General features: G+C 70.1%; 26 protein-coding genes. 16 read left to right on the top strand and 10 right to left on the bottom strand.

From position 1 onward, the window contains the following. The 3 genes from V6M46_RS19210 to V6M46_RS19220 all read right to left on the bottom strand — a co-directional run. Positions 1–554, bottom strand: a 554-nt coding sequence (locus tag V6M46_RS19210) for a tRNA pseudouridine synthase A (RefSeq protein WP_332668070.1), incomplete at its 3' end; no start/stop codon positions are given. A 21-nt stretch (positions 555–575) separates the two neighbouring features. Next, positions 576–1,133, bottom strand: a complete 558-nt coding sequence (locus tag V6M46_RS19215; protein ID WP_332668072.1) for a hypothetical protein — start codon at positions 1,131–1,133, stop codon at positions 576–578. A 102-nt stretch (positions 1,134–1,235) separates the two neighbouring features. Further along, entirely contained in the window at positions 1,236–2,534 is a 1,299-nt protein-coding gene (locus V6M46_RS19220) for a citrate synthase (protein WP_332668073.1), read from the bottom strand. A 245-nt stretch (positions 2,535–2,779) separates the two neighbouring features. Here V6M46_RS19220 and rplM point away from each other — a divergent pair, with 245 nt between their 5' ends. The 3 genes from rplM to glmM are packed head-to-tail and all read left to right on the top strand — an operon-like array spanning position 2,780 to position 5,095. Next, positions 2,780–3,223: a 50S ribosomal protein L13 gene (rplM, locus tag V6M46_RS19225; RefSeq protein WP_332668075.1), complete on the top strand. Its 444-nt coding sequence runs from the start codon at positions 2,780–2,782 to the stop codon at positions 3,221–3,223. Between the two features lie 20 nt (positions 3,224–3,243). Next, complete coding sequence (gene rpsI, locus V6M46_RS19230; RefSeq protein WP_442880565.1) at positions 3,244–3,741, top strand: 30S ribosomal protein S9; 498 nt, start codon at positions 3,244–3,246, stop codon at positions 3,739–3,741. Between the two features lie 7 nt (positions 3,742–3,748). Beyond that, positions 3,749–5,095 (top strand): phosphoglucosamine mutase, encoded by a 1,347-nt coding sequence (gene glmM / locus V6M46_RS19235; RefSeq protein ID WP_332668076.1) that lies wholly within the window; start codon positions 3,749–3,751, stop codon positions 5,093–5,095. Here the strand turns inward: glmM and V6M46_RS19240 are convergent. Next, on the bottom strand, positions 5,092–6,264 hold the full coding sequence (locus V6M46_RS19240) for an MFS transporter (protein ID WP_332668078.1): 1,173 nt from the start codon (positions 6,262–6,264) through the stop codon (positions 5,092–5,094). The two genes, glmM and V6M46_RS19240, sit on opposite strands and share 4 nt — an antisense overlap. Positions 6,265–6,353: 89 nt before the next feature. Then, positions 6,354–6,608 (bottom strand): hypothetical protein, encoded by a 255-nt coding sequence (locus tag V6M46_RS19245; RefSeq protein ID WP_332668080.1) that lies wholly within the window; start codon positions 6,606–6,608, stop codon positions 6,354–6,356. Positions 6,609–6,619: 11 nt separating this feature from the next. On the opposite strand from V6M46_RS19245, the gene V6M46_RS19250 reads away from it, so the two are divergent. After that, complete coding sequence (locus tag V6M46_RS19250; RefSeq protein ID WP_332668081.1) at positions 6,620–7,594, top strand: GNAT family N-acetyltransferase; 975 nt, start codon at positions 6,620–6,622, stop codon at positions 7,592–7,594. A gap of 7 nt (positions 7,595–7,601) precedes the next feature. Here the strand turns inward: V6M46_RS19250 and coaA are convergent, their stop codons facing one another. Beyond that, a complete protein-coding gene (gene coaA / locus V6M46_RS19255) occupies positions 7,602–8,570 on the bottom strand; it encodes a type I pantothenate kinase (RefSeq protein WP_442880566.1) in 969 nt (322 codons plus the stop codon). An 85-nt stretch (positions 8,571–8,655) separates the two neighbouring features. On the opposite strand from coaA, the gene glmS reads away from it, so the two are divergent. The 11 genes from glmS (at position 8,656) to V6M46_RS19310 (ending at position 18,235) form a co-directional block, all read left to right on the top strand. Continuing rightward, complete coding sequence (gene glmS / locus V6M46_RS19260; protein ID WP_332668115.1) at positions 8,656–10,500, top strand: glutamine--fructose-6-phosphate transaminase (isomerizing); 1,845 nt, start codon at positions 8,656–8,658, stop codon at positions 10,498–10,500. A 7-nt stretch (positions 10,501–10,507) separates the two neighbouring features. Next, on the top strand, positions 10,508–10,861 hold the full coding sequence (locus V6M46_RS19265) for a holo-ACP synthase (protein WP_332668084.1): 354 nt from the start codon (positions 10,508–10,510) through the stop codon (positions 10,859–10,861). Beyond that, positions 10,855–12,252, top strand: a complete 1,398-nt coding sequence (locus V6M46_RS19270; protein WP_332668086.1) for a bifunctional ADP-dependent NAD(P)H-hydrate dehydratase/NAD(P)H-hydrate epimerase — start codon at positions 10,855–10,857, stop codon at positions 12,250–12,252. Before V6M46_RS19265 ends, V6M46_RS19270 begins: the two co-directional genes overlap by 7 nt. Next, on the top strand, positions 12,249–13,370 hold the full coding sequence (alr, locus tag V6M46_RS19275) for an alanine racemase (RefSeq protein ID WP_332668088.1): 1,122 nt from the start codon (positions 12,249–12,251) through the stop codon (positions 13,368–13,370). The genes V6M46_RS19270 and alr overlap by 4 nt, the downstream gene beginning before the upstream one ends. Beyond that, positions 13,367–14,344 carry an alpha/beta fold hydrolase gene (locus V6M46_RS19280; RefSeq protein ID WP_332668089.1) on the top strand — a complete coding sequence of 326 codons (978 nt, stop codon included), beginning with the start codon at positions 13,367–13,369 and terminating at the stop codon, positions 14,342–14,344. The genes alr and V6M46_RS19280 overlap by 4 nt, the downstream gene beginning before the upstream one ends. Positions 14,345–14,372: 28 nt before the next feature. Beyond that, positions 14,373–15,341, top strand: coding sequence for a tRNA (adenosine(37)-N6)-threonylcarbamoyltransferase complex ATPase subunit type 1 TsaE (gene tsaE / locus V6M46_RS19285; protein ID WP_332668091.1), 969 nt, complete (start codon positions 14,373–14,375; stop codon positions 15,339–15,341). Between the two features lie 209 nt (positions 15,342–15,550). Next, positions 15,551–16,186 carry a tRNA (adenosine(37)-N6)-threonylcarbamoyltransferase complex dimerization subunit type 1 TsaB gene (gene tsaB, locus V6M46_RS19290; protein WP_332668093.1) on the top strand — a complete coding sequence of 212 codons (636 nt, stop codon included), beginning with the start codon at positions 15,551–15,553 and terminating at the stop codon, positions 16,184–16,186. After that, the gene (locus V6M46_RS19295) at positions 16,183–16,614 is read left to right on the top strand and encodes a GNAT family N-acetyltransferase (RefSeq protein WP_332668096.1); all 432 of its coding nucleotides are present in this window, start codon (positions 16,183–16,185) and stop codon (positions 16,612–16,614) included. Before tsaB ends, V6M46_RS19295 begins: the two co-directional genes overlap by 4 nt. Beyond that, positions 16,611–17,021, top strand: coding sequence for a RidA family protein (locus V6M46_RS19300; protein ID WP_332668097.1), 411 nt, complete (start codon positions 16,611–16,613; stop codon positions 17,019–17,021). The genes V6M46_RS19295 and V6M46_RS19300 overlap by 4 nt, the downstream gene beginning before the upstream one ends. Then, entirely contained in the window at positions 17,018–17,407 is a 390-nt protein-coding gene (locus V6M46_RS19305) for a DUF5709 domain-containing protein (RefSeq protein WP_332668098.1), read from the top strand. Before V6M46_RS19300 ends, V6M46_RS19305 begins: the two co-directional genes overlap by 4 nt. A 66-nt stretch (positions 17,408–17,473) precedes the next feature. After that, positions 17,474–18,235, top strand: a complete 762-nt coding sequence (locus V6M46_RS19310; RefSeq protein WP_332668099.1) for a lysophospholipid acyltransferase family protein — start codon at positions 17,474–17,476, stop codon at positions 18,233–18,235. 80 nt (positions 18,236–18,315) lie between these two features. Here the strand turns inward: V6M46_RS19310 and V6M46_RS19315 are convergent, their stop codons facing one another. After that, complete coding sequence (locus V6M46_RS19315) at positions 18,316–18,828, bottom strand: DinB family protein (RefSeq protein ID WP_332668101.1); 513 nt, start codon at positions 18,826–18,828, stop codon at positions 18,316–18,318. A 25-nt stretch (positions 18,829–18,853) separates the two neighbouring features. On the opposite strand from V6M46_RS19315, the gene tsaD reads away from it, so the two are divergent. After that, positions 18,854–19,900 (top strand): tRNA (adenosine(37)-N6)-threonylcarbamoyltransferase complex transferase subunit TsaD, encoded by a 1,047-nt coding sequence (gene tsaD / locus V6M46_RS19320; RefSeq protein WP_332668104.1) that lies wholly within the window; start codon positions 18,854–18,856, stop codon positions 19,898–19,900. Here tsaD and V6M46_RS19325 read toward each other — a convergent pair. From V6M46_RS19325 to V6M46_RS19335, 3 genes are all read right to left on the bottom strand, one after another. Next, entirely contained in the window at positions 19,897–20,577 is a 681-nt protein-coding gene (locus tag V6M46_RS19325) for a hypothetical protein (protein WP_332668107.1), read from the bottom strand. The genes tsaD and V6M46_RS19325 overlap by 4 nt on opposite strands. Before the next feature lie 26 nt (positions 20,578–20,603). Further along, positions 20,604–21,461, bottom strand: a complete 858-nt coding sequence (locus tag V6M46_RS19330; protein ID WP_332668108.1) for a biotin-dependent carboxyltransferase family protein — start codon at positions 21,459–21,461, stop codon at positions 20,604–20,606. Further along, a partial coding sequence (locus tag V6M46_RS19335; protein ID WP_332668110.1) for a 5-oxoprolinase subunit B family protein occupies positions 21,458–22,117 on the bottom strand: 660 nt, incomplete at its 5' end. The genes V6M46_RS19330 and V6M46_RS19335, both read right to left, overlap by 4 nt.

Raw genomic sequence — 22,117 nt, forward strand, 5'->3', positions numbered from 1 at the left:
GTCGTCTCGAGGCTGTCACCGACGCGCGTCGTGCTGAGCTGCCGGAGCGTACGGGTGGTCGTCGCGCCCTCGCGACGCTTGCAGAACGCCGCGAAGTCGTGCAGGCCGAGCAGGTGTTGGCCGGCTGCGTTCATGGCGTCGACGTCGAGGCGGCGTGGCCACCGTACGACCGAGGTGCGGGTCAGCGGGTCGGGCCCGGTGGGGCCGTCGAACATCCGGTACGCATAGCGGCGCTCGAGCGCAGCGAAACGCGCGTCGAAGCCATCGGCGGCCAAGGTCAGCGAACGCAGGATGATGTCGTCCGGCAGGAGCCGCCGCAGCCGGCGCTCGAGGTGGGCCGGGTCGACGTCGTCGAGGTCGACGTGAGCGACCTGCCCGCGCGCGTGCACGCCGGCATCGGTGCGGCCGGCGCACGTGAGCTGTGCGGACCGGGGGAGTCGCAGGATCATCGCGATCGCGGCTTCGACCTCGCCCTGGACCGTCCGCAGACCGGGTTGGATGGCCCATCCACGGAATCCGGTGCCGTCGTAGGAGAGGTCGAGTCGCAGTCGCACCCCGTCACGCTACCGGGCTGGTCAGCGCCACGAGTAGAAGGACCAGGCGCCCAGCGCCATGCCGACCGTGCCCAGGGCGAGGTAGATGCCCCACCAGAGGAGCGATTCGGTCGGCTTGCTGCTGGCGCCCTTGCCGGATGTCCACATCGAGCCTCCCGTGGCCACGATCGCGATCAGTCCGGGGAGCGCCATGAGCTCGAACACGATGCCGCAGACGATCCAGCCCGGCACGTTGCCGTCGGGGCCGGTGAATCCGTACTCCAGGAAGTTCCAGCCCAGCGAGCCGAACAGGATGGTCCACATCGGGACCAGGAGATTCGGCGCCATGAGGCTGATCGCGGCGAACGTGCCGGCGAACGTCGCCAGGAGCATGACGGGAATCGCGATGCCGATGAAACCGGCGCCGCCGGGACACGGCTGCGCGCTGACGTACGGTCCGCCGTCGGCGCACGAGCCGCCGACGTCCATGACGGTGCGCATGCTGAGGAAGCTCCAGGTCAGGGTGAGCCCCAGCAGCAGGACGCTGATGAGCAGCACCGTGAGCCTGCGGACCGGCACGGCGGTCTGCGTGTCACTCATGCCGACACTCTGCCGCACCTTGGGCCTGCCGAGCGGTCCTTTCGACAAGCTAAAGGAACTTCGACAAGCCCAAGGGCGCGGGGGTCGGCCGAGTGCAGCGGCCTACTCGGCCCAGCGCTCCTCGGCGGGAACGAAGGTGAGCTGGCGGTCACCCGTGTAGATCTGCTTGGGGCGGGCGATCTTCTGCTCCTTGTCGTCCACCAGCTCGAGCCACTGCGCGAGCCAGCCGGGCGTACGTCCGATGGCGAACAGGACCGTGAACATCTCGGGCGGGAACTGCAGCGCCTCATAGATGAGCCCCGAGTAGAAGTCGACATTCGGGTAGAGCTTGCGCGAGATGAAGTAGTCGTCCTCGAGCGCGATCCGCTCGAGCTCCTGGGCGATCTCCAGCAGCGGGTTGACGCCGGTGACCTCGAAGACGTCGTCGCAGGCCTTCTTGATGATCGTGGCGCGCGGGTCGAAGTTCTTGTAGACCCGGTGGCCGAAGCCCATGAGCTTCTCGTCGCCGTTCTTGACTCCCTCGATGAACGCGGGGATCTTGTCCTTTGTGCCGATGCGGCGGAGCATCTTGAGGACGGCCTCGTTGGCGCCGCCGTGCAGGGGACCGTAGAGAGCCGCGATCCCGGCACTGACGGCGGAGTAGGGATCGACCTGGCTCGACCCGACGGAGCGGACGGCGTTGGTCGAGCAGTTCTGCTCGTGATCCGCGTGCAGGATCAGCAGGACGTCGAGAGCCTTGGCGAGCCGCGGGTCCGGGTAGTACTTCGGCTCGCTCATCTTGAACAGCATCGAGAGGAAGTTCTCGGTGTAGGTCAGGTCGTTGTCGGGATAGACGTACGGCTTGCCCTGCGCGTGCCGGAACGACCACGCGCCGAGGGTCGGCATCTTGGCGATCAGGCGTACGACCTGCTCGTGGCGGACGTCGGGGTCGCTGATGTTGCGCGCCTCGGGGTAGAACGTCGACAGGGCGCCGACGCTCGACAGCAGCATGCCCATGGGGTGCGCGTCATAGCGGAAGCCCTGCATCAGCGACTTGACGTTCTCGTGCACGAAGGTGTGGAACGTGATCTCGTGGACCCACCGTTCGTGCTGCTCCTTGGTGGGCAGCTCGCCGTGGATCAGGAGGTAGGCGACCTCGAGGAACGTGGACTTCTCCGCGAGCTGCTCGATGGGGTAGCCGCGATACTCCAGGATGCCCTTGTCGCCGTCGATGTAGGTGACGGCACTGCGGGTCGAGGCGGTGTTGGTGAAGCCGGGGTCATAGACGGCGAGGCCCGGGTTGTCGTCGGACTTCCCGATCTTGCCGAGGTCACCGGCGCGGACGGTACCGTCGGTGATCGGGAGCTCGTACTCCTCGCCCGTCCGGTTGTCGCGGACGGTCAGTGTCTGGTTTTCGGTCACGATGGGTCTCCTGTGACGGCGGGGAAATGCCCTGCTGCGAGGTGATGCAGCACTCAACCAACTTAGTGCGACCCTGCAATTCACACGATGTGGGGTCTGAGGTGTGAGACCGGCGGCCCGCTCGTTTTGACCCGAGTGGCTGCCGCCGGTTAACCTTGTGTGTCGTGTCTCCGTCGGCTTGACCCGCCGGAACGACCACTTGCTCCACCACCACGCCACACCACCAAGAACGAGAAGGTCACGCCGTGCGCACGTTCAGCCCCAAGCCGTCTGACATCACCCGTCAGTGGCACGTCATCGACGCCGAGGACATCGTCCTGGGCCGTCTCGCCGTCCAGGCTGCGACGCTGCTCCGCGGCAAGCACAAGCCGACCTACGCACCTCACGTGGACGGTGGTGACTTCGTCATCATCATCAACGCCGAGAAGGTCGCACTGTCGGGCAACAAGCGCACCGACAAGCTGGCCTACCGCCACAGCGGCTACCCGGGTGGACTCAAGTCCATCGCCTACGGTGACCTGCTCGACAAGGATGCCCGCAAGGCGATCGAGAAGTCGGTCCGCGGCATGCTCCCCAAGAACCGTCTGGGTGATCAGCTGATCACGAAGCTCAAGGTCTACTCAGGCCCCGAGCACCCGCACCACGCCCAGAAGCCCCAGCCGTTCGAGATCACGCAGATCTCCCAGTAAAGAAGAGAAGCAGGCGCATCGTGGCTGAGACCACCACCGAAGAGACCGAGTTCGAGACCAACGCCGAAGGTGTGGCATACACCTCCGAGACCGTTGGCTCCGCTGTCACCTCCGACAAGCCCGCGACGATCGCTCCGGGCGCTGCCACGGGCCGTCGCAAGGAAGCCATCGCGCGCGTCCGCATCGTTCCGGGCACCGGCGTGTGGACCGTCAACGGCAAGCCGCTCGAGGAGTACCTCCCCAACAAGCTGCACCAGCAGATTGCCAAGGAAGCCTTCGCCGAGACCGGTCTGCAGGACCGCTTCGACGTCATCGCCCGCGTCACGGGTGGCGGCATGACCGGCCAGGCCGGTGCGCTGCGCCTCGGTGTCGCTCGCTCGCTCAACCAGATCGACGAAGAGGCCAACCGCCCGGTCCTCAAGAAGGCCGGACTCCTGACGCGCGACTCGCGCATCAAGGAGCGCAAGAAGGCCGGCCTCAAGAAGGCCCGTAAGGCTCCGCAGTACAGCAAGCGCTGATCCCCTCGTGGGTCGGATCTTTGGTACAGATGGCGTTCGCGGACTCGCGAACCGTGATCTGACCGCAGAACTCGCGGTCGACCTCGCGGTCGCCGCGGCCCACATCCTCGGTGAGGTCGGTGCATTCGCCGACCAGCGTCCGACCGCAGTCGTGGCCCGCGATCCCCGCGCCTCAGGAGAATTCCTGGAGGCCGCGGTGGTCGCGGGTCTTGCTTCTGCCGGGGTCGACGTGCACCGCCTGGGCGTCGTGCCGACTCCCGGCGCGGCCTTCCTGACGTCATACCTCCAGGCCGACATGGGCGTCATGATCTCGGCGAGCCACAACCCGATGCCCGACAACGGCATCAAGTTCCTCGCCCGCGGAGGGCTCAAGCTCGATGACGACCTCGAGCTGCAGATCGAGCAGCGACTCGAGGAGCCCTGGGACCGGCCGACCGGCTCCGACGTCGGCCGCATCGGTGACAGCCACGCGGGCGTGGGGGCGTACGTCAAGCACCTCGTCGCATCGGCACCCGGACCGCTCGACGGCCTCACGATCGTGCTCGACTGCGCCAACGGTGCGGCGTACGAAGTCGGGCCCCAGGTGTTCGAGCAGCTCGGTGCGACGGTCATCGCGATCCACGCCGAGCCCGACGGCCTCAACATCAACCTCAACTGCGGCTCGACGCACCTCGACGACCTGCAGAAGGCCGTCCTCCACCACAGCGCCGACGCCGGGTTCGCGTTCGACGGCGACGCCGATCGCTGCCTTGCCGTTGACCACTCCGGTGCCGTCGTCGACGGCGACCAGATCCTCGCGATCCTCGGCATCGCCGCGCGTGACGCCGGCCGGCTGGCCGACGACACCGTCGTCGCGACCGTCATGAGCAACCTTGGGTTCGTCCAGGCGCTGCACGATGCCGGCATCACCGTCATCCAGACGGCCGTCGGCGACCGCTACGTCCTCGAGGCGATGCGCTCGGGCGGGTTCAACCTCGGCGGCGAGCAGTCAGGGCACGTCATCATGGACGACTTCGCGACGACCGGCGATGGCGTCCTGACCGCGGTGCACCTCGCCTCGCGCATCCGCGAGAGCGGCCGTTCGCTCGCGGAGCTCGCGTCGGTCATGACGCGGCTGCCTCAGGTGCTGATCAACGTGCCCGACGTCGACAAGGCGCGCGCCGACACCGACCCGGTCCTGCAGGGCGAGGTCGCGATAGCCACGGCACGGCTCGGCGACCATGGCCGGGTGCTGCTGCGTCAGTCCGGCACCGAGCCGCTCGTCAGGGTCATGGTCGAGGCGGCGACACACGACGAAGCCACCGAGGTGGCCCAGCACCTCGCGGGCGTCGTGCGTTCGACCCTCGCGCTCTAGGCCCTGACGGTCCGCCGCGCGAGGGACAGAGTCCAGATCCCACCCGCGAACGCGATGACCGCTGCCGCGCCGAAGGCCCACGGGATCCCTGCCGGACCCGCGATCAGGCCCAGTCCGATCGGCCCCAGGCCGAGCCCGAGGTCGAGCGCGACACTCGCGGTGCCTGACGCCGCGCCGCGCTGGGAGGCGTTCGCGGTCGAGAAGATCGCGGCAAAGAATGCCGGGGTGCTGAACGAGACACCGACGGCCATGACGACGACGCCGAGCAGGAGGCCTGCCGGTGCCTGCCAGAGCGCGACGAGCCCAAGGCCCGCTCCGATCACGCCGAGCGCCGCGGCGCCGAGGAGCAGGGACGGCAACCGGTCGGGGACACGCGCGAAGGCGATCCTGCACACCACGACGACACCGCCGTAGACGAACAGCGCGAGGCTGGCCTGGTTCATGCCGATGCGCACCGCGTGCAGCGAGCAGAACGCGAGGAACCCGCCGATCGCGACCAGTGACGTGAGCAGCCCGATCGAGATCGGGATCGCCGGCCGGTGGATGATCCGGCGGGGCGATTGGTCCGGGGCCGGCTCGGCGGCGGTGTCCTCCCGGGTCTCTCCGATCAGCAGCGACAGTGCCGCGGCAAGGACGGCCAGCGCTGCCGCACCCAGCCAGGCGGTGCCGAACCCCCGGGCCTGCACGAGGACCTCGCCGAGCGGCGGCCCGAGCGCGATCCCGAGATAGAGGCCGAGTGAGTTGTACGACAGCGCCTCGCCCAGCCGCTCTGGGGGCGCGAGGTCGGCGAGCGCCGCGAAACCCGCGACGAAGAACGCTGCCTCGGCGACTCCGGCGAGCAGGCGCAGCAGGACGATCGTGAACAGGTCGTCGGCCAGCGCGATCAGCGCAAGGCTGGCAGCCGCGATCAGGGCGCCGCCGACGAGGAGCGGCAGCCGGCCGGACACGTCGGCGATCCGGCCGGCAAACGGTCGCAGCACGAGTGCCGACACCGTGAACACGCCGAACGCGAAGCCCGCGCCGGTCTCGTCGCTGCCGACGGGGCCGGTCACGTAGACGGGCAGGACGAAGATCGACACGCCCACGGCAGTGAAGTAGGCGAGGTCAGAGACGCCGAGCGCGATGAACTGTCGGGTGAAGAGCCGCTCGGTCGGCGGCCGCGCCGTCATGGTGCATCGGCTCCGGAATTGTCCGTCAGAGGCCGTGTCTCGGCCACATCCACTGTATTCCCGACGCGCCTGACCCGCCGATGAAACGGCTAGACCTCGACCGTCTCGAGGATGCGGGCCTCGGCGCTGCCGGCCAACGCTGGGGATGCACTCGGCGATGCCCAGACCCTGGTCCGCAGGATCTCCAGCAGGGCCGTCGCCTCCTCCGCGGTGTCGAAGTCGAGGTCGACCACGACGTAGTGGTCGTCATCGATCGGCCGGCGTACGCGCTGGTCGCGCGAAGACCGGGTGCCGGAGTTGCGGTGAGCTCCTGGCACGCGCTGCCGACCGGTGAGCCGCTTCATAGACTGCCCGCGTGACCTCCATCGAGCGGCTCGATCCGACTGACGACGAACAGTTCGCCGCCTATCACGCCGTCTACGCCGCGGGACATGCTGAGGAGTGGGACCAGCCCTACACGGCGCGCGAGCAGCGGGCCGAGCTGCTGCAGGACGCGCCGCACCTCGACATCCGCGGGTTCCTCGCCCGCGACGGCTCGGGCACGGCGGTCGGGATGGGATACATCGAGATGCCGCAGAAGGACAACCTCGACCTCGGCTACATCGATGTCGTCGTGCTGCCGGAGCACCGCCGCCAGGGTCACGGGACGGCGGTGCTCGCCCGGCTCGACGAGGTGGCCACCTCGGCGGGCCGCCACACGCTGTTCGCCGAGGTCCGGTGGGACGTCGACCAGGACGGATCGGGGCACACGGCCTTTGCCGAGGCGATGGGCTTCCGGCGGGACCTCGTCGACGCCCACCGAGTCCTGACCCTGCCGGCCGACCTGCCGGCCGCGCCGCCCCGCGACGGATACACGCTGGTCTCCTGGCGTGGGCCGTGCCCGGAGGAGTGGATCGACCAGTACGCCCACCTGCTCACGCTGATCGTCCAGGAGGCACCATCGGGCGACTATCCGCTCGAGAACGAGTTCTTCGACCGGGCGCGCGTGCGATCGGACGAGCAGCTCCTCGTGGCGCAAGGACGTGTCATGCAGGTCGTGGCTGCGGTGTCACCGGACGGCATCCTGGCCGGGCACACCCAGCTGGTGTTCTCCGAGACCGACCCACAGGATGCCTACCAGTGGGACACCCTCGTGCTGCGCGATCACCGCGGCCACGGCCTGGGGCTGACCCTCAAGGTGCAGGCCATGGAGGAGGCAGCGGACCTGCTCGGGAGCCGGCGACACGTCCACACCTTCAACGCCGCCAGCAACGCCCCCATGATCGCGGTCAACGAGAAGATGGGCTATCGGCAGGTGGGCTGGCTCGGCGAGTACGTGCGTACGACCTGAGTGGTGGTCAGATCTTGCGGAGGCGGACCCAGTCGACCGAGTGATCGTGGCCCTTCCGCAGGACGAGCGACGCCCGGCCACGGGTGCTCTGGATGTTCTCACGCAGGTTGGGCAGGTTGATCGTGTCCCACAGCTCACCTGCGCGGGCCTCGGCCTCGTCGTCGGTGAGCACGCTGTAGCGGTGGAAGTACGACGCGGGGTCCGCGAACGCGGTCTTGCGCAGCGTGAGGAAGCGGTCGATGTACCAACGGCGCAGGTCACGGCTGGACGCGTCGACGTAGATCGAGAAGTCGAAGAAGTCGCTGACCGCCAGGCCCGGGCCGCCGTCGCCACGCGGACGGGCCGGTGCGAGGACGTTGAGCCCTTCGACGATCACGATGTCCGGTGCCTTGAGCGTCACGACCTCGTCGGTGCGGTCGTACGTGAGGTGCGAGTAGACCGGGGCCGAGACGACCTCGACGCCGGACTTGACCTCCACGACGAACCGGAGCAGCGCCTTGCGGTCGTACGACTCGGGGAAGCCCTTGCGCTCGAGCAGACCGCGCCGCTCGAGCTCGGCGTTGGGGAACAGGAACCCGTCGGTCGTGACGAGCTCGACGACGGGGTGGTCGGGGGAGTGGGCGAGCAGCTCCTTGAGCAGCCGGGCCGTGGTGGACTTGCCGACGGCGACGGATCCGGCGATGCCGATCACGAACGGCGTGCGCTGCGTCTGCGGGGCGTGGAGGAACGCCTCGGTGGCATGGTAGAGCGCACCCGCGAGGCGTACGCGCATGCTGATGAGCTGCGTCATCGGGAGGTAGACCTGGCGGACCTCCTCGAGGTCCAGCTCGTCACCGAGCCCTCGTACGCGCTCGATCTCGGCCGGCTGGAGCGGTTGCGGGGCGTCGCCGGCGAGCTTGGCCCACGCGGCGCGTTCAAGCTCGACATACGGTGACTGGTCGCGCGTCATGCCGCCATTCTCCCGCCTGCCCCGCATGACGGGTGCACTCGGTCCCCTCGCGGGCCCCGGGACGCCCCACGCGATCGCGGCCGATGCCGCTGCCGCCGGTAGTCTGGACGTCATGTGTGGAATCGTCGGATATGTCGGACAGCGCTCTGCGCTCGACGTCGTCATGGGTGGCCTGAGGCGCCTTGAGTACCGCGGGTACGACTCCGGCGGCGTCGCGCTCGTCCACGAGGGCACGATCGTGTCGGCCAAGAAGGCCGGCAAGCTCGTCAACCTCGATGCCGAGCTGGAGGAGCGCCCCCTGCCGGCGGCCCATACGGGCATCGGCCACACCCGCTGGGCCACGCATGGTGCGCCCAACGACGTCAACGCGCACCCCCACCTGGACCAGTCGGGGCGCATCGCGGTCGTCCACAACGGCATCATCGAGAACTTCGCCGCGCTGCGCGCCGGGCTCGAGGCCGGCGGTCACGAGCTGATCTCCGAGACCGACACCGAGACCGTCGCGCACCTGCTCCACGACGAGCTCGAGCACACCGATGACCTGTCCGAGGCCGTACGCGCCGTGTGCCGCCGGCTGGAGGGCGCGTTCACGCTCGTGATCTGCGATGCCGCTCACCCGGACGTCGTCGTCGGCGCGCGCCGCAACTCACCTCTCGTCGTGGGCCGCGGCGAGGGCGAGAACTTCCTCGGCTCCGACGTCGCCGCGTTCATCGAGTTCACCCGCGACGCGATCGAGCTCGGCCAGGACCAGGTCGTCACGATCACGCCCGACGACATCGTCGTCACGGACTTCGACGGCAACCCGGCCGAGACCAAGGAGTACCACGTCGACTGGGACGTGTCGGCTGCCGAGAAGGGCGGCTACGACTGGTTCATGCTCAAGGAGATCGCCGAGCAGCCGCAGGCCGTCGCCGACACCCTGCTGGGCCGGCACTCCACGGAAGGACGCCTGCAGCTCGACGAGATGCGGCTGTCCGACAGTGAGCTGCGCGACGTCGACCGCATCATCATCGTGGCGTGCGGCACGGCGGCCTACGCGGGGCTCGTGGCGAAGTACGCGATCGAGCACTGGACCCGCATCCCGTGCGAGGTCGAGCTCGCGTCCGAGTTCCGCTATCGCGACCCGATCCTCGACCGCTCGACGCTCGTCGTGTCGATCAGCCAGTCCGGCGAGACGATGGACACCCTCATGGCGGTCCGTTATGCCCGCCAGCAGAAGGCGCGCGTGCTGTCGATCTGCAACACCAACGGCTCGACGATCCCGCGCGAGTCCGACGCCGTGATCTACACCCACGCAGGGCCGGAGATCGCGGTCGCGTCGACCAAGGGCTTCCTGGCGCAGATCGTGGCCTGCTACCTCCTCGCGCTCTACCTCGCGCAGGTCAAGGGCACCAAGTTCGGCGACGAGATCAGCGGCATCATCGCCGAGATCGAGAAGATCCCGGCCGCGATCCAGCGCATGCTCGACGAGGGCGACCAGATGCGCAAGCTCGCCGCCGATCTCGCGGGCTCCCGGTCGATCCTGTTCCTCGGCCGTCACGCGGGCTATCCGGTCGCGCTCGAGGGTGCGCTCAAGCTCAAGGAGCTGGCCTACATCCACGCCGAGGGCTTCGCCGCCGGCGAGCTCAAGCACGGGCCGATCGCCGTGATCGAGGAGGGCCTGCCGGTGTTCGTGGTCGTCCCGCCGAAGGGCCGCGACCAGCTGCAGGAGAAGACCGTCAGCTCGATCCAGGAGATCCGCGCGCGTGGCGCCCGCACGATCGTGCTGGCCGAGGACGGTGACGAGGACGTCGTCCCCTACGCCGATCACCTGATCCGGCTGCCCAAGGTCCCGACGCTGCTCCAGCCGCTCGTCGCGGTGGTGCCGCTGCAGATCTTCGCGTGCGAGTTCGCCTCGGTGCTCGGTCACGACGTCGACCAGCCGCGCAACCTCGCCAAGTCCGTCACGGTCGAGTGAGCTTGACATGACCATCTTGGGCATCGGGGTGGACGTCGTGGATCTCGCGCGATTCGCGGAGACCCTCGAACGTACGCCCACGATGCGCAGCCGGCTGTTCACCGACGCCGAGGCGCACCTGTCGGTCGAGTCGCTCGCGGGGCGGTTCGCCGCCAAGGAGGCGTTCGTCAAGGCGCTGCGGGCACCGGCCGGCATGTCGTGGCAGGACATCGAGATCGTCAACGACCCCCAGGGCGCACCGGTGTTCCAGCTCTACGGCGCGGCGCTCGACCGGGCCAAGGAGCTCGGCATCACGACGGCCCACCTGTCGATCTCCCACGACACCAGCGTGGCGACCGCCTTCGTGGTGGCTGAATGCTGAGTGCGCACACCGTCGGCGACATCCGGGCCGCCGAGGAGGCCCTCGCGGCGACGCTTCCCGACGGTGAGCTCATGCAGCGGGCCGCTCGCGGGCTGGCCGATCGGCTGGCGCTGATCCCGGCCGGTGATGTCGTGCTGTGCCTGGTCGGTCCGGGCAACAACGGCGGCGATGCGCTGTTCGCCGCGACCCACCTGCTGGATCGCGGCGTACGCGTCGACCTCTGCCTGCTCGACGACGCCAAGGTCCACCCCGCCGGCCTCGCCGCCGCCACGGCCGCGGGAGCGCAGGTCGTGCCAGCTCCCGGTGGTCAGCGCTGGTGCCTCGACGCGATCTTCGGCATCGGGGCGCGAGGGGGTCTGAGCGGCAAGGCGGCCGAGTGGGCCACCTGGATCGACGAGAGCCTCCCCTACGTCGTCGCGGTCGACGTGCCCTCGGGGGTCGACGTCGACGGAGCGACCCTGCCTTCGGCGTACGTCCGGGCGGACACGACGGTGACCTTCGGCACGTACAAGGCCGCGTTGCTCGCCGATCCGGCCGCCACCGCCGCCGGCACGACCACGCTGGTCGACATCGGCCTCGCGCCGCACCTCCCGTCGCCGTCGATCGAGGCGATCGAGGCCTCCGACGGGCACCTGCTCGACGCGGTCCTGCCCGGTGAGAGCGCGCACAAGTACTCCCGCGGCGTCGTGGGCATCGCCGCCGGCTCCGAGCAGTACGCAGGAGCGGCGCATCTCTGCGTCGCGGGCGCCCAGGCCGGCCCGGCCGGGATGATCCGGTTCGTCGGCAGCACCGGCCTCACCCAGCGGGTGGTCGACCGTGCGCCGGAGGTCGTCGCGGGTCGTAGCCGTGTGCAGGCGTGGGTCGTCGGCCCTGGCGGCGGCGACGATGCCGAGGCGCAGCTGGCGATGGCGCTCGAGGACGGCGTGCCGGTCGTGGTCGATGCGAGCGCGCTGCAGCACCTACCCGACACGTTCGACGTCCCCGCGCTGCTGACGCCGCACGCCGGCGAGCTGGCCACGATGCTCGGCACGACCCGCGAACAGGTCGAGGCCGACCCGCTGGGCCATGCCACCGCGGCGGCCGGGCGTTGGAACGCCACGGTGCTGCTCAAGGGCCGGCGCACCCTCGTCGCCCAGGTCGGCGCACCGACGCGGGTCAACCGCAGCGGGTCGCCCTGGCTCGGCACGGCCGGCGCGGGCGACGTGCTCGCAGGCTTCGCCGGATCACTGCTGGCCGCCGGTCTCGACCCGCGCGACGCGGGCTCGGTCGCGGCATACCTCCACGGCATGGCGGCGGTCCAGGTGAACCCGGACGGCCCGATCGTGGCCACCGACGTGGCGTACGAGCTGCCGGCGACCGTGGCGGCCTTCATCCAGGGGAGCCTGGCGTGAGCGCACCGCAGGCCGAGGCGGTCATCGACCTGGCTGCCTTCCGGGCCAACCTCGCGGCGCTCAAGGCCTGCGCTCCGGCGTCGGCCCTCATGACCGTGGTCAAGGCGGACGGCTACGGCCACGGGGCCGCGCAGATGGCTCGCGCCGCCCGGCAGGCCGGCTCGGAGTGGCTCGGCGTCGCGACGCTGGACGAAGCCCTCGCACTGCGCCGGATGGGCGACACCGGCGACGTGCTCTGCTGGCTCGCGGCGCCCGGTGCCGACTTCGCGGCGGCGATCGACGCCGGCGTCGAGGTGACGGCGTCGTCGGCCGATCAGCTCGCCGAGATCCTCGCGGCAACGGCGTCCGTACGTCCGAAGGTCCAGCTCAAGGTCGACACCGGCCTGTCCCGCAACGGCGCCTTCGGCGAGGAGTGGACCGCGCTGGTCGGCGCGGCGGCTGCCGCCCAGTCCGCCGGAGCCCTGGAGATCACGGGGGCCTGGTCGCACTTCGCCTGCGCTGACGATCCCGCGCACCCGGCCAACGACGCGCAGGAAGCAGCGTTCGCTCAGGCGCTCGATGAGCTGAAGGCCGCCGGGATCGAGCCCGCCCTGCGACACCTGAGCAACTCCGCGGCGACGCTCACCAGGCCGTCCGCCCATCTCGACCTCGTACGCGTCGGCATTGCGGCCTACGGCATCCGCCCCGATCCACGGATGACCTACGCGACCGAGCTGACGCCGGTCATGACGCTGCGGGCGCGCCTCGCCGCGGTCAAGCGGGTGCCCGCCGGGGCCGGCGTGTCGTACGGCCACACGTGGACGGCCGAGCGGGAGACGACGCTCGGGCTCGTGCCGATCGGCTACGGCGAGGGCATCCTGCGCACGTCGTCCAACCGCGCGGAGGTCGGCTTCGACGGTCGGCGGGTGCGCCAGGTCGGTGTGGTGTGCATGGATCAGTTCGTCGTCGACCTCGGTGACGCCGAGGCGTCCCGCGGCGATGTCGTGACGGTGTTCGGGCCCGGCAGCGATGGTGAACCGACCGCGGAGGACTGGGCCGCGGCTGCGGGCACCATCGCGTACGAGGTCGTGACCCGCCTGGGCGGCCGCATCGAGCGCACGTATGTAGGAGAAGCATGAGTCGGACCGCCAAGGTCGCGACGACCGCCGGAGCCTTCGTGGCGGCGGGCGTCGTCGCGACGCTGCTCAACGGCCGTCAGCGGCACCAGCGCCGGTTGCGGCGCGGCGAGGACGTCGAGTTCGGCTCGGTCCACAGCGATCCCGTCCAGGTCACGGCCAGCGACGGCGTCCTGCTCAACGTCGAGGTCGACGAGGCAGAGCGCAAGACCCCGACGGTCGTGTTCGTGCACGGCTGGGTCGAGTCGATCGACGTCTGGCACTACCAGCGGCTCGCGCTGCGGGGCAAGGTCCGCATGGTGTTCGCCGACCTCCGTTCGCATGGGGAGTCGGGGCGTTCCCACCACGTCAACTCGTCGATCCCGCACCTCGCGGACGACCTCCGTACCGTCATCAATGCGGTGGCGCCGCGTGGGCCGATCGTGCTCGTCGGCCACTCGATGGGCGGTATGGCGATCATGGAGCTCGCTGCGGCCGAGCCCAAGCAGTTCGGTCGCCGGGTCAAGGGCGTCGTGCTGATCAGCACGAGCTCCGGCAAGCTCATGCGCAGCAGTCCGGCCCTGCGCTACCTGATCCCGCTGCTCCGCGTGACGTCGCCCGTGCTGGACTGGGGCCGTACGTTCAACAGCTATTCGGTGGTTCGACGCTGGGGGCTCGGCCCGCATGCGCAGGAGCGCCACGTCGACATGACCAACGAGATGATCCTCAAGTCGCCGACCCACGTCCTGATGGACTTCTATCCCGTCTTCGTGTCTCTCGACCTGACCTCCGGCCTGCACGTCATGGGCAAGGCCAAGACCGTGGTCATCGGCGGGACGGCGGACCTGGTCACGCCGTTCAAGCACAGCCGGCGCCTCGCGGAGGCCATTCCGGGTGCCAAGCTGGTCGCCCTCGAGGACGTCGGGCACATGGCGCCGTTCGAGGAGCACCAGAAGGTCACCAAGGTCATCGAAGAGGTCCTGGAGGACATCGCATGAGCGAGCGCCAGCGAGGGAACGGTGGGTCATGACGGCGCTCAATGTCATACACGCCGGACCCGAGCACGCACCGCAGATCGTCGACATCATCCACCGGTCGTTCGGCGCCCGCCCCGAGCTCGACCCGCCGTCGGACGCGTTCGACGAGACGGTCGAGTCGGTCGCCGAGGTGCTCAGGACGGCCGGAGGGCTGTTGGTCGAGCGGCGCGGCCTGCCGATGGGCGCGATGCTGTTCGACGAGTCGCGGCCCGGGCAGCTCGGCCTCAAGCGGGTCTGCGTCGACCCCGACATCCAGGCCCGCGGTGTCGCGTCAGCCATGCTCGGCGTCGCCGAGGACACCGCCGAGGAGCGGGGCAAGGACGGGATCTGGCTCGACGTGCGCGAGGAACTGCCTGAGACGGTGCAGTTCTGGTCGCGCCGGCTCTACTACCCGGTGGGCCGCGACCGGCAGTTCATCGAGTTCGGCAAGACCCTGTGGCTCGCCCGCGAGGTGCCGACACCCGCCGAGATGCACGATCTCGCCGCCAAGCTGTCGACCCTGCTGCGTCCGGGCGACCTGCTCGTCCTGTCGGGCGACCTCGGTGCGGGCAAGACGACGTTCACGCAGGGCCTCGGCGAGGCGATGAGCGTACGCGGTCCGATCACGTCTCCGACGTTCGTCATCGCGCGTACGCACCCCTCGCTCGCGGACGGGCCGCCGCTGGTGCACGTCGACGCCTATCGCCTCGGCAGCGCGGCCGAGCTCGACGACATCGACCTCGACGCCACGACCGAGGAGGCCGTCACGGTGGTCGAGTGGGGCGACGGCATGGCCGAGCAGCTCGCCGACAGCTGGTTGCACGTACGTATCGAGGTGCGGGGGGTCCGGCCGATCGACCCGCTCGGCACCCAGCACGAGGGTGACCTCGTCGAGGAGGCCGAGCCGCGCGTCGTGACGGTCAAGCCCCACGGCTCCCGCTGGGTCGGCGTACCCCTCCGCTCAACCCTCCTCTCCTGACCCTCGCTGAGGATGGGGGTCCCCCCACGAGCCCGCTGAGGATGGGGGTCCCCCCACGAGCTCTGCGAGTAGGGGGCGGGTTCCAGCCCGCTGAGGAGAGGGTTCCGGTGCGGTGAGGAGAGGGTTCCGGCGCTGGAACCCTCTCGCCGGCAGCCGGGTTCCCTCTCCTCAGCGGTCGACAGCGCATCGTCAGCGTTAGGGTTCATGGCGTGCTGTTGCTTGCGTTCGATACCGCCACCCCGGCCATCACGGTCGCCGTCCACGACGGCGAGCGCGTGGTCGGCGAGGCGTCCGGCGCGGGCGCCATGGCGCACGGCGAGCTGCTCGCCCCTGCGATCCGCGACGCGCTGGCCCAGGCCGGCGCGACGATGGCCGACCTCACCGACGTGGCCGTCGGCGTCGGCCCCGGTCCGTTCACCGGCCTGCGGGTCGGCGTCGTGACGGCCCTGACGCTCGGCTCGACGCTGGGCCTCACGACCCACGGCGTGTGCACGCTCGACATCATCGCCGCCGACACCCAGGTCGAGGGCGAGTTCCTCGTCGCGACGGATGCGCGGCGCAAGGAGGTCTACTGGGCCCGCTACGGCGCTGATCACGTACGCCTCGACGGTCCACATGTCGACTTTCCGGCCCAGGTCGCTGCCCGGCACCCGGACCTGCCGACGTACGGGCGAGGTGGCGAGCTGTACGACGGTGTCCTGCGGTCCGCCGGTGAGTCGAACGACCCGCGCGCCGCGGCACTCGCGAGGATCGTCGTCGCCGGCACGGTGCAGGCGCTGCCGCTCGAGCCGCTCTACCTCCGCCGCCCGGACGCCACACCCCAAGTCGCGACCAAGCGCGCATGATCCGTGCGGCGGTGCTCGCCGAGATCGACGCGATCCTGGTGATCGAGCGCGCCTGCTTCGGCGCCGAGGCCTGGAGCGAGAACCTCGTCGCGGCCGCGATCGAGGGCGAGCGCAACACCGTGCTGATCGACGACCTCGATGCGTACGCCGCGATGGCCGTCGCGGGTCAGGTCGCCGACCTCGAACGCATCGCCGTCATGCCGTCGCGGCGCCGTCAGGGCGTCGCCCGCCAGCTGCTCGACGCGCTGTGTGCAGCGGCCCTGGCCCAGGGCGCCACCCGCATGCTGCTCGAGGTGTCCGCGGACAACGACGCCGCGCTCGCGTTCTACGAGGCGTACGGGTTCTCCGCGATCAGCCGGCGCACCGGCTACTACCGTGGTGGCGTCGATGCGATCGTCATGCAGCTCGAGCTCGAGGAGGCCCGATGAGGAAGAACGTCAGCTCGCCGTCACCGTTCGAGGACGTCGTGGGCTACTCCCGCGCCGTGCGGGTCGGCAACAGCGCATGGGTCGCGGGCACGACCGCGACGGTCAGGGGCGAGGTCGTCGGCATCGGCGATGCGTACGAGCAGACCCGGGTCGCGTTCGGGATCGCGCTGGCGGCGCTCGGCACGGCCGGCATGGAGCGGCAGCACGTCGTCCGTACGCGGATGTACGTCACCGACATCGGGGACTTCGACGAGGTCGGCCGGGCCCACAAGGAGCTCTTCGACGTCGTACGCCCTGTCGCCACGATGGTGCAGGTCGTTGCTCTCGCGCGGCCTGAGCACCTCGTGGAGGTCGAGATCGACGCACACGTTGCGTCCTCAGGTTGGCGTGGAAGGCTTGGGTCATGACGGAGACACCCGACACGTTCAGCGACGACGACGGCCTCGACCAGGACGCCATATTCGATGATCCCGACGAGACCCTGGACTCGGGCTACTCGCCGCCGGAAAGCTACCGCGGTGAGGGATTCGGCACGACGGCTGACGAGGCCTTGCAGGGCGAGTCCCTCGACGAGCGCCTGCGTCAGGAGGTGCCGGACCCCGATCCGTACGCCGAACCGGGTGAGGACCTCGATGACGGCGAGGTGGGCACCCGTCGGGCCGGACGCCTGGTCGACTCCAGCGGTGGGATCGGCGAGGACACCGAGAAGGACCTCGTGGGTGAGGACGTCGGCATCGACGGCGCCGCTGCGAGCGCCGAAGAAGCCGCTGTGCACGTGATTGACGAGGACTGAGCGGGGAGAGCGTGAGCCTGCTCTCGGAGATCGCTCCGGTGTACGCGTGTCCACTAGGGTGACCTGATGCGCGACTTCACCTATCCTCCGGTCATCCTGACCGCCAAGACGCTGTTCAAGGCCCTTGGCATGAAGTTCCAGATGTCCGGCACCGAGCACATCCCGCGCACGGGTGGCGCGATCCTGGCGGCCAACCACATCGGCTACGTCGACTTCGTCTTCGACGGCTTCGCGGCCCAGCCGAGCGGACGACTCGTACGCTTCATGGCCAAGAAGGAGGCGTTCGACCACAAGATCTCCGGGCCCATCATGCGCTCCCTCCACCACATCTCGGTCGACCGCGAGCACGGCCAGGCGTCGTACGACCAGGCGGTCGAGTACGCCCGCAACGGTGAGATCGTCGGCATCTTCCCCGAGGCCACGATCAGCCGCTCGTTCGAGATCAAGGAGCTCAAGACCGGCGCCGTACGCATGGCGGCCGAGGCCGGCGTCCCGCTGATCCCGATGGTCACGTGGGGGACCCAGCTGCTCAAGACCAAGGACCACCCGTCCGACCTGAAGGGTCGGGGCAAGACGATCGGCCTGCACGTCGGCGAGCCGCTCGACGTCACCGGCGAGGACCCGGTCGCCGAGACGGCGCGGCTCCGCGAGGCCATGGCGGCGCTGCTCGACAAGGCGATCGCCGACTACCCGCTCAGCCCCGAGGGCCAGTGGTGGGCGCCGGCACGGCACGGCGGCACGGCCCCGACGCCCGAGCAGGCCAAGAAGCTCGACGAAGAGGAGCTGATCGCCCGCGCCGCGCGCCGGGCGGCCAAGAACGCGGAGTAACCCCACTGGGCGTGACGTTCTGCAGGCGACACGCCGATGGCGGGCTGCAGAACGTCACGCCCAGCGAGGGGACGGCGGGGTCAGTCGCCGACGGAGCCGTCGGCCATCTCGCGCAGCAGGTCGAGGTGGCCGTTGTGCCGGGCGGTCTCCTCGATCAGGTGCAGCAGGATCCACCGGGCGGTCAGGGGTATGCCCCGCCGGAGCTCGCCCTTCATCGTCATGTCGAGGTCGACGGTCTCGAACACCGCACGGGTGCGCGCCGCCTCCTCCTCATACAGGCTGATGACCTCGTCGAGCGGAAGCTCGAGGCCTTGGCGGAGCTCGGCGTCGGGGTCCTCGTCGGTCCACGGGCCGTCGTCCTCGCCGCCGAACAGGTCGGCGTTGACCCATGAGCGCTCGACCCAGCGCAGGTGGTTGAGCAGCGCCGCCGGCGTCGTGAGCGGCGAGGTCTCGATCGGCGCGTGGCGTGCCTTCTCCTCGTCGAGGCCCCGCACCTTGAACACCGCGGTCTCCTGGACATAACGCAGCATCGTGAGGAGCAGCGTGCGTTCGTCCCACGGTCCGTCAGGTCCTGGGTCGTCCGTTCTCGTCATGCGCCGAGCCTGCCACAATGGCGGCGTGAGCGAACCTCTGGTGATGGGCATCGAGTCGTCCTGCGACGAGACCGGCGTCGGCATCGTGCGCGGCACGGAGCTGCTGGCGCACGCGCTGTCGTCGAGCATGGAGCAGCACGTACGCTTCGGCGGCGTCGTCCCCGAGGTCGCGAGCCGCGCCCACCTCGAGGCGATGGTCCCGACCCTCGAGCAGGCCTACGCGGAGTCCGGCGTACGCGTGCAGGACGTCGACGCGATCGCCGTGACCAGCGGCCCGGGGCTCACCGGCGCACTGCTCGTCGGCGTCGCGGCGGCCAAGGCCTTGGCGTTGGCGCACGACAAGCCGCTCTACGGCGTCAACCACCTCGCCGCGCACGTCGCGGTCGACCAGCTCGAGCACGGCCGCTTCGACGAGCGCGTCGTCGCCCTGCTCGTGAGCGGTGGCCACACCGAGATCCTGCTCGTCGACGACATCGTCACCGGCATCACGCTGCTCGGGCAGACGATCGACGACGCAGCGGGGGAGGCGTTCGACAAGGTCGCCCGGCTCCTCGGCCTGCCCTATCCCGGCGGCCCGCACATCGACCGGGTCGCCCGCGACGGCGACCCCACGACGATCGCCTTCCCCCGCGGCCTCACCGGTGGGCGCGATCTCGACAAGCACCGCTACGACTTCTCGTTCTCGGGCCTCAAGAGCGCCGTCGCCCGCCACGTCCAGCACGAGGACCGCATGGGCCGTACGTTCGAGGTCGCCGACATCGCCGCGTCGTTCCAGGACTCGGTCTGCGACGTGCTGACCAAGAAGGCCATCGACGCCTGTCTCGACCACGACGTCAAGACGCTGATCATCGGTGGGGGCGTCGCCGCCAACGGCCGGCTGCGGCAGTTCGCCGAAGAACGCGCCGCCAAGGCCGGCATCCAGGTCCGGGTCCCCCGCATGGGCCTGTGCACCGACAACGGCGCGATGGTCGCGGCCCTCGGAGCCGAGGTCGTACGCCGTGGGCTGCCGCCGTCGTCGCTCAACCTGCCGGCCGACTCCAGCATGCCGGTCACCAGCGTCGTCGCCGCCTAGCGCAGGAAGTCGTCCAGCGCCTGGCTGATCAGCTCGCTGGGGCTCAGTCCGCGCTTGGCGGCCGCGTCGATGACGCGTGACTCGAGCGCCGGGGTCAGGAGCTCCGGTTCGCCTCTGGGGCGCCCCCGTCCGAACGCGGCCAGCGCGGACAGCACCACGGTGCCGAGCACGTCGAGGATCGCCACGACGCCGAAGGCCCGCCAGTACGTGCCACCGAGGTCATCGCCGTTGATGATCGCGATCGAGATCATGACGGCCACGACGGCGATCGCGGCGAGCGTGGCGATCAGGGCAGGCCCGATCCGGTGGCGGCCGACCAGCGCCAGGAGCAGGCACACCTGGGCGATCGAGGCCGCCAGCGTGACGCCCACGCCGAACGCCTGCCCCCAGCTCTCGTCGCCGTCGATCGCTTCCCAGGTCAGCAGGAGGGCGAGGACGAACGGGACGACCGACACCACGCCGCCCGCGATCCCCACCCACGCGGTCGATCGGCCGGCGAGCGAGAGGTAGCACAGGACCGCGACCGACTCGACGCCCACGATCACGGTCGTCAGCAGGATCTTGCCCTCGGTCTCACCGAATGAGCCGCCACCGAGGAGCGCGATGATCCCGAGCAGCGCTGCAAGCGAGAACGACCCGATGACGATCTTGACCACGGTGCCGCGCAGGCCTTTCATACGTGCATCTTGCCCCCTTCCGCGTGTCAGCCGAGCGATATTCGGCTGAATCGGACGATCTGCCCCGGCGCGGCCTGGGCCAGCCGGTCGGTGTGCCGGTCCAGCACGACCGCGATGACGGGATAGCCGCCGGTCACCGGGTGGTCGGGGCCGAACAGGATCGGCTGGCCGTCGGTCGACACCTGGATGCTGCCGCGAATGCACGGTTCGCTCGGCATCTCGCCGGTGCGGGTGCGCTCGAGCACCGGGCCGGTCAGTCGTACGCCGACGCGGTCCGAAGCCGGGCTGACCTGCCACGGTGCCTCGAGCAGCCGTCGTACGGCCGCCATGGTGAACCAGTCGTCTCGCGGACCAAGCGCCACCTCCAGGGTCAGCTCACCGGTGCGCCCGAGCGGGGGTATGTCCTCGAGGTCCGGAGGATGACCAGGTGGTCCGACCTCGAGGTGGTCACCAGCGCGCAGCGGCGCCGGTCCGAGGCCGGCCAGGGTGTCGGCCGATCGCGAGCCGAGCTCCTCGGGGATGGCGAGACCGCCCGCCACTCCGACGTATGCCCGCAGGCCCGCCGTGGGTGCTCCCAGGGCCAGGCGCTGGCCGGCGCGCAGCGGGATCGCGCGCCCGTACGCCGCAGGATCGCGATCGACCGTGATCGGCCCCGCGCCTCCGGTCACGGCGACCAGTGCGGATGACGCGGCCCGCAGCACGAGCCCGCCACCCAGCACCTCGATGGCGGCGGTTCCGGGTTCGTTGCCCAGCACGAGGTTGAGCTGGCGCAGGGCGGTGCGGTCGAACGCGCCGGACGGGCTGACCCCGAGGTGCCCCATGCCTGGACGGCCGAGGTCCTGCACGAGGCTCCGCAGCCCCGGTGACTCCACGACGAGTGTCATGTCACCTCGACGAACGTGACGGTCATTCCGGCGATGAGAAGTGCAGGCTCCGCGCGGGCGGTGTCCCACATCGTCAGGCCGGTGCGGCCGATGAGCTGCCAGCCGCCCGGCGACTCGCGCGGATAGATGCCGCTGAACTCGCCCGCGAGCCCCACCGATCCGGCCGGCACCCGGCCTCGGGGCGAGTCGCGGCGCGGCACGTGGAGGCGTGGGTCGCCGCCGACCAGGTAGGAGAACCCCGGCGCGAAGCCGCCGAACGCCACGGTCCAAGGCGTGCCGGTGTGTGCCTCGACGACCTCGGCCGTCGTGAGGCCGGTGAGCCGGGCAACCTCCTCGAGGTCGGCGCCGTCGTAGACCACCGGGACCTCGATCTCCTGCCCGTCGTGCGGTGCTGTGGGGTCCGCCAGCACCGTGCGGCCGACCAGGGACCGCAAGGCGGCCGGGTCCCCACGCAGCAGCACGCTCCGGGCGCCCAGCACCGCCTCGGCGTCGAGGTGCAGGGCGGCGAACCAGCGCTGCGCCTCGTCGAGCGTCTCGCAGTCCAGCAGCAGTGCGGTGTCGCCGTACGGCTTGAGGTTCACGGTGCGGCGCTCGTCAGCTCGGCACCCGCTGCCTCGAGCGCGGCGCGTACGGCACGGGCCAGGTCGACCGCACCG

Origin of the sequence: Aeromicrobium sp., assembly GCF_036676885.1 — a bacterium.
Lineage (GTDB): Bacteria > Actinomycetota > Actinomycetes > Propionibacteriales > Nocardioidaceae > Aeromicrobium.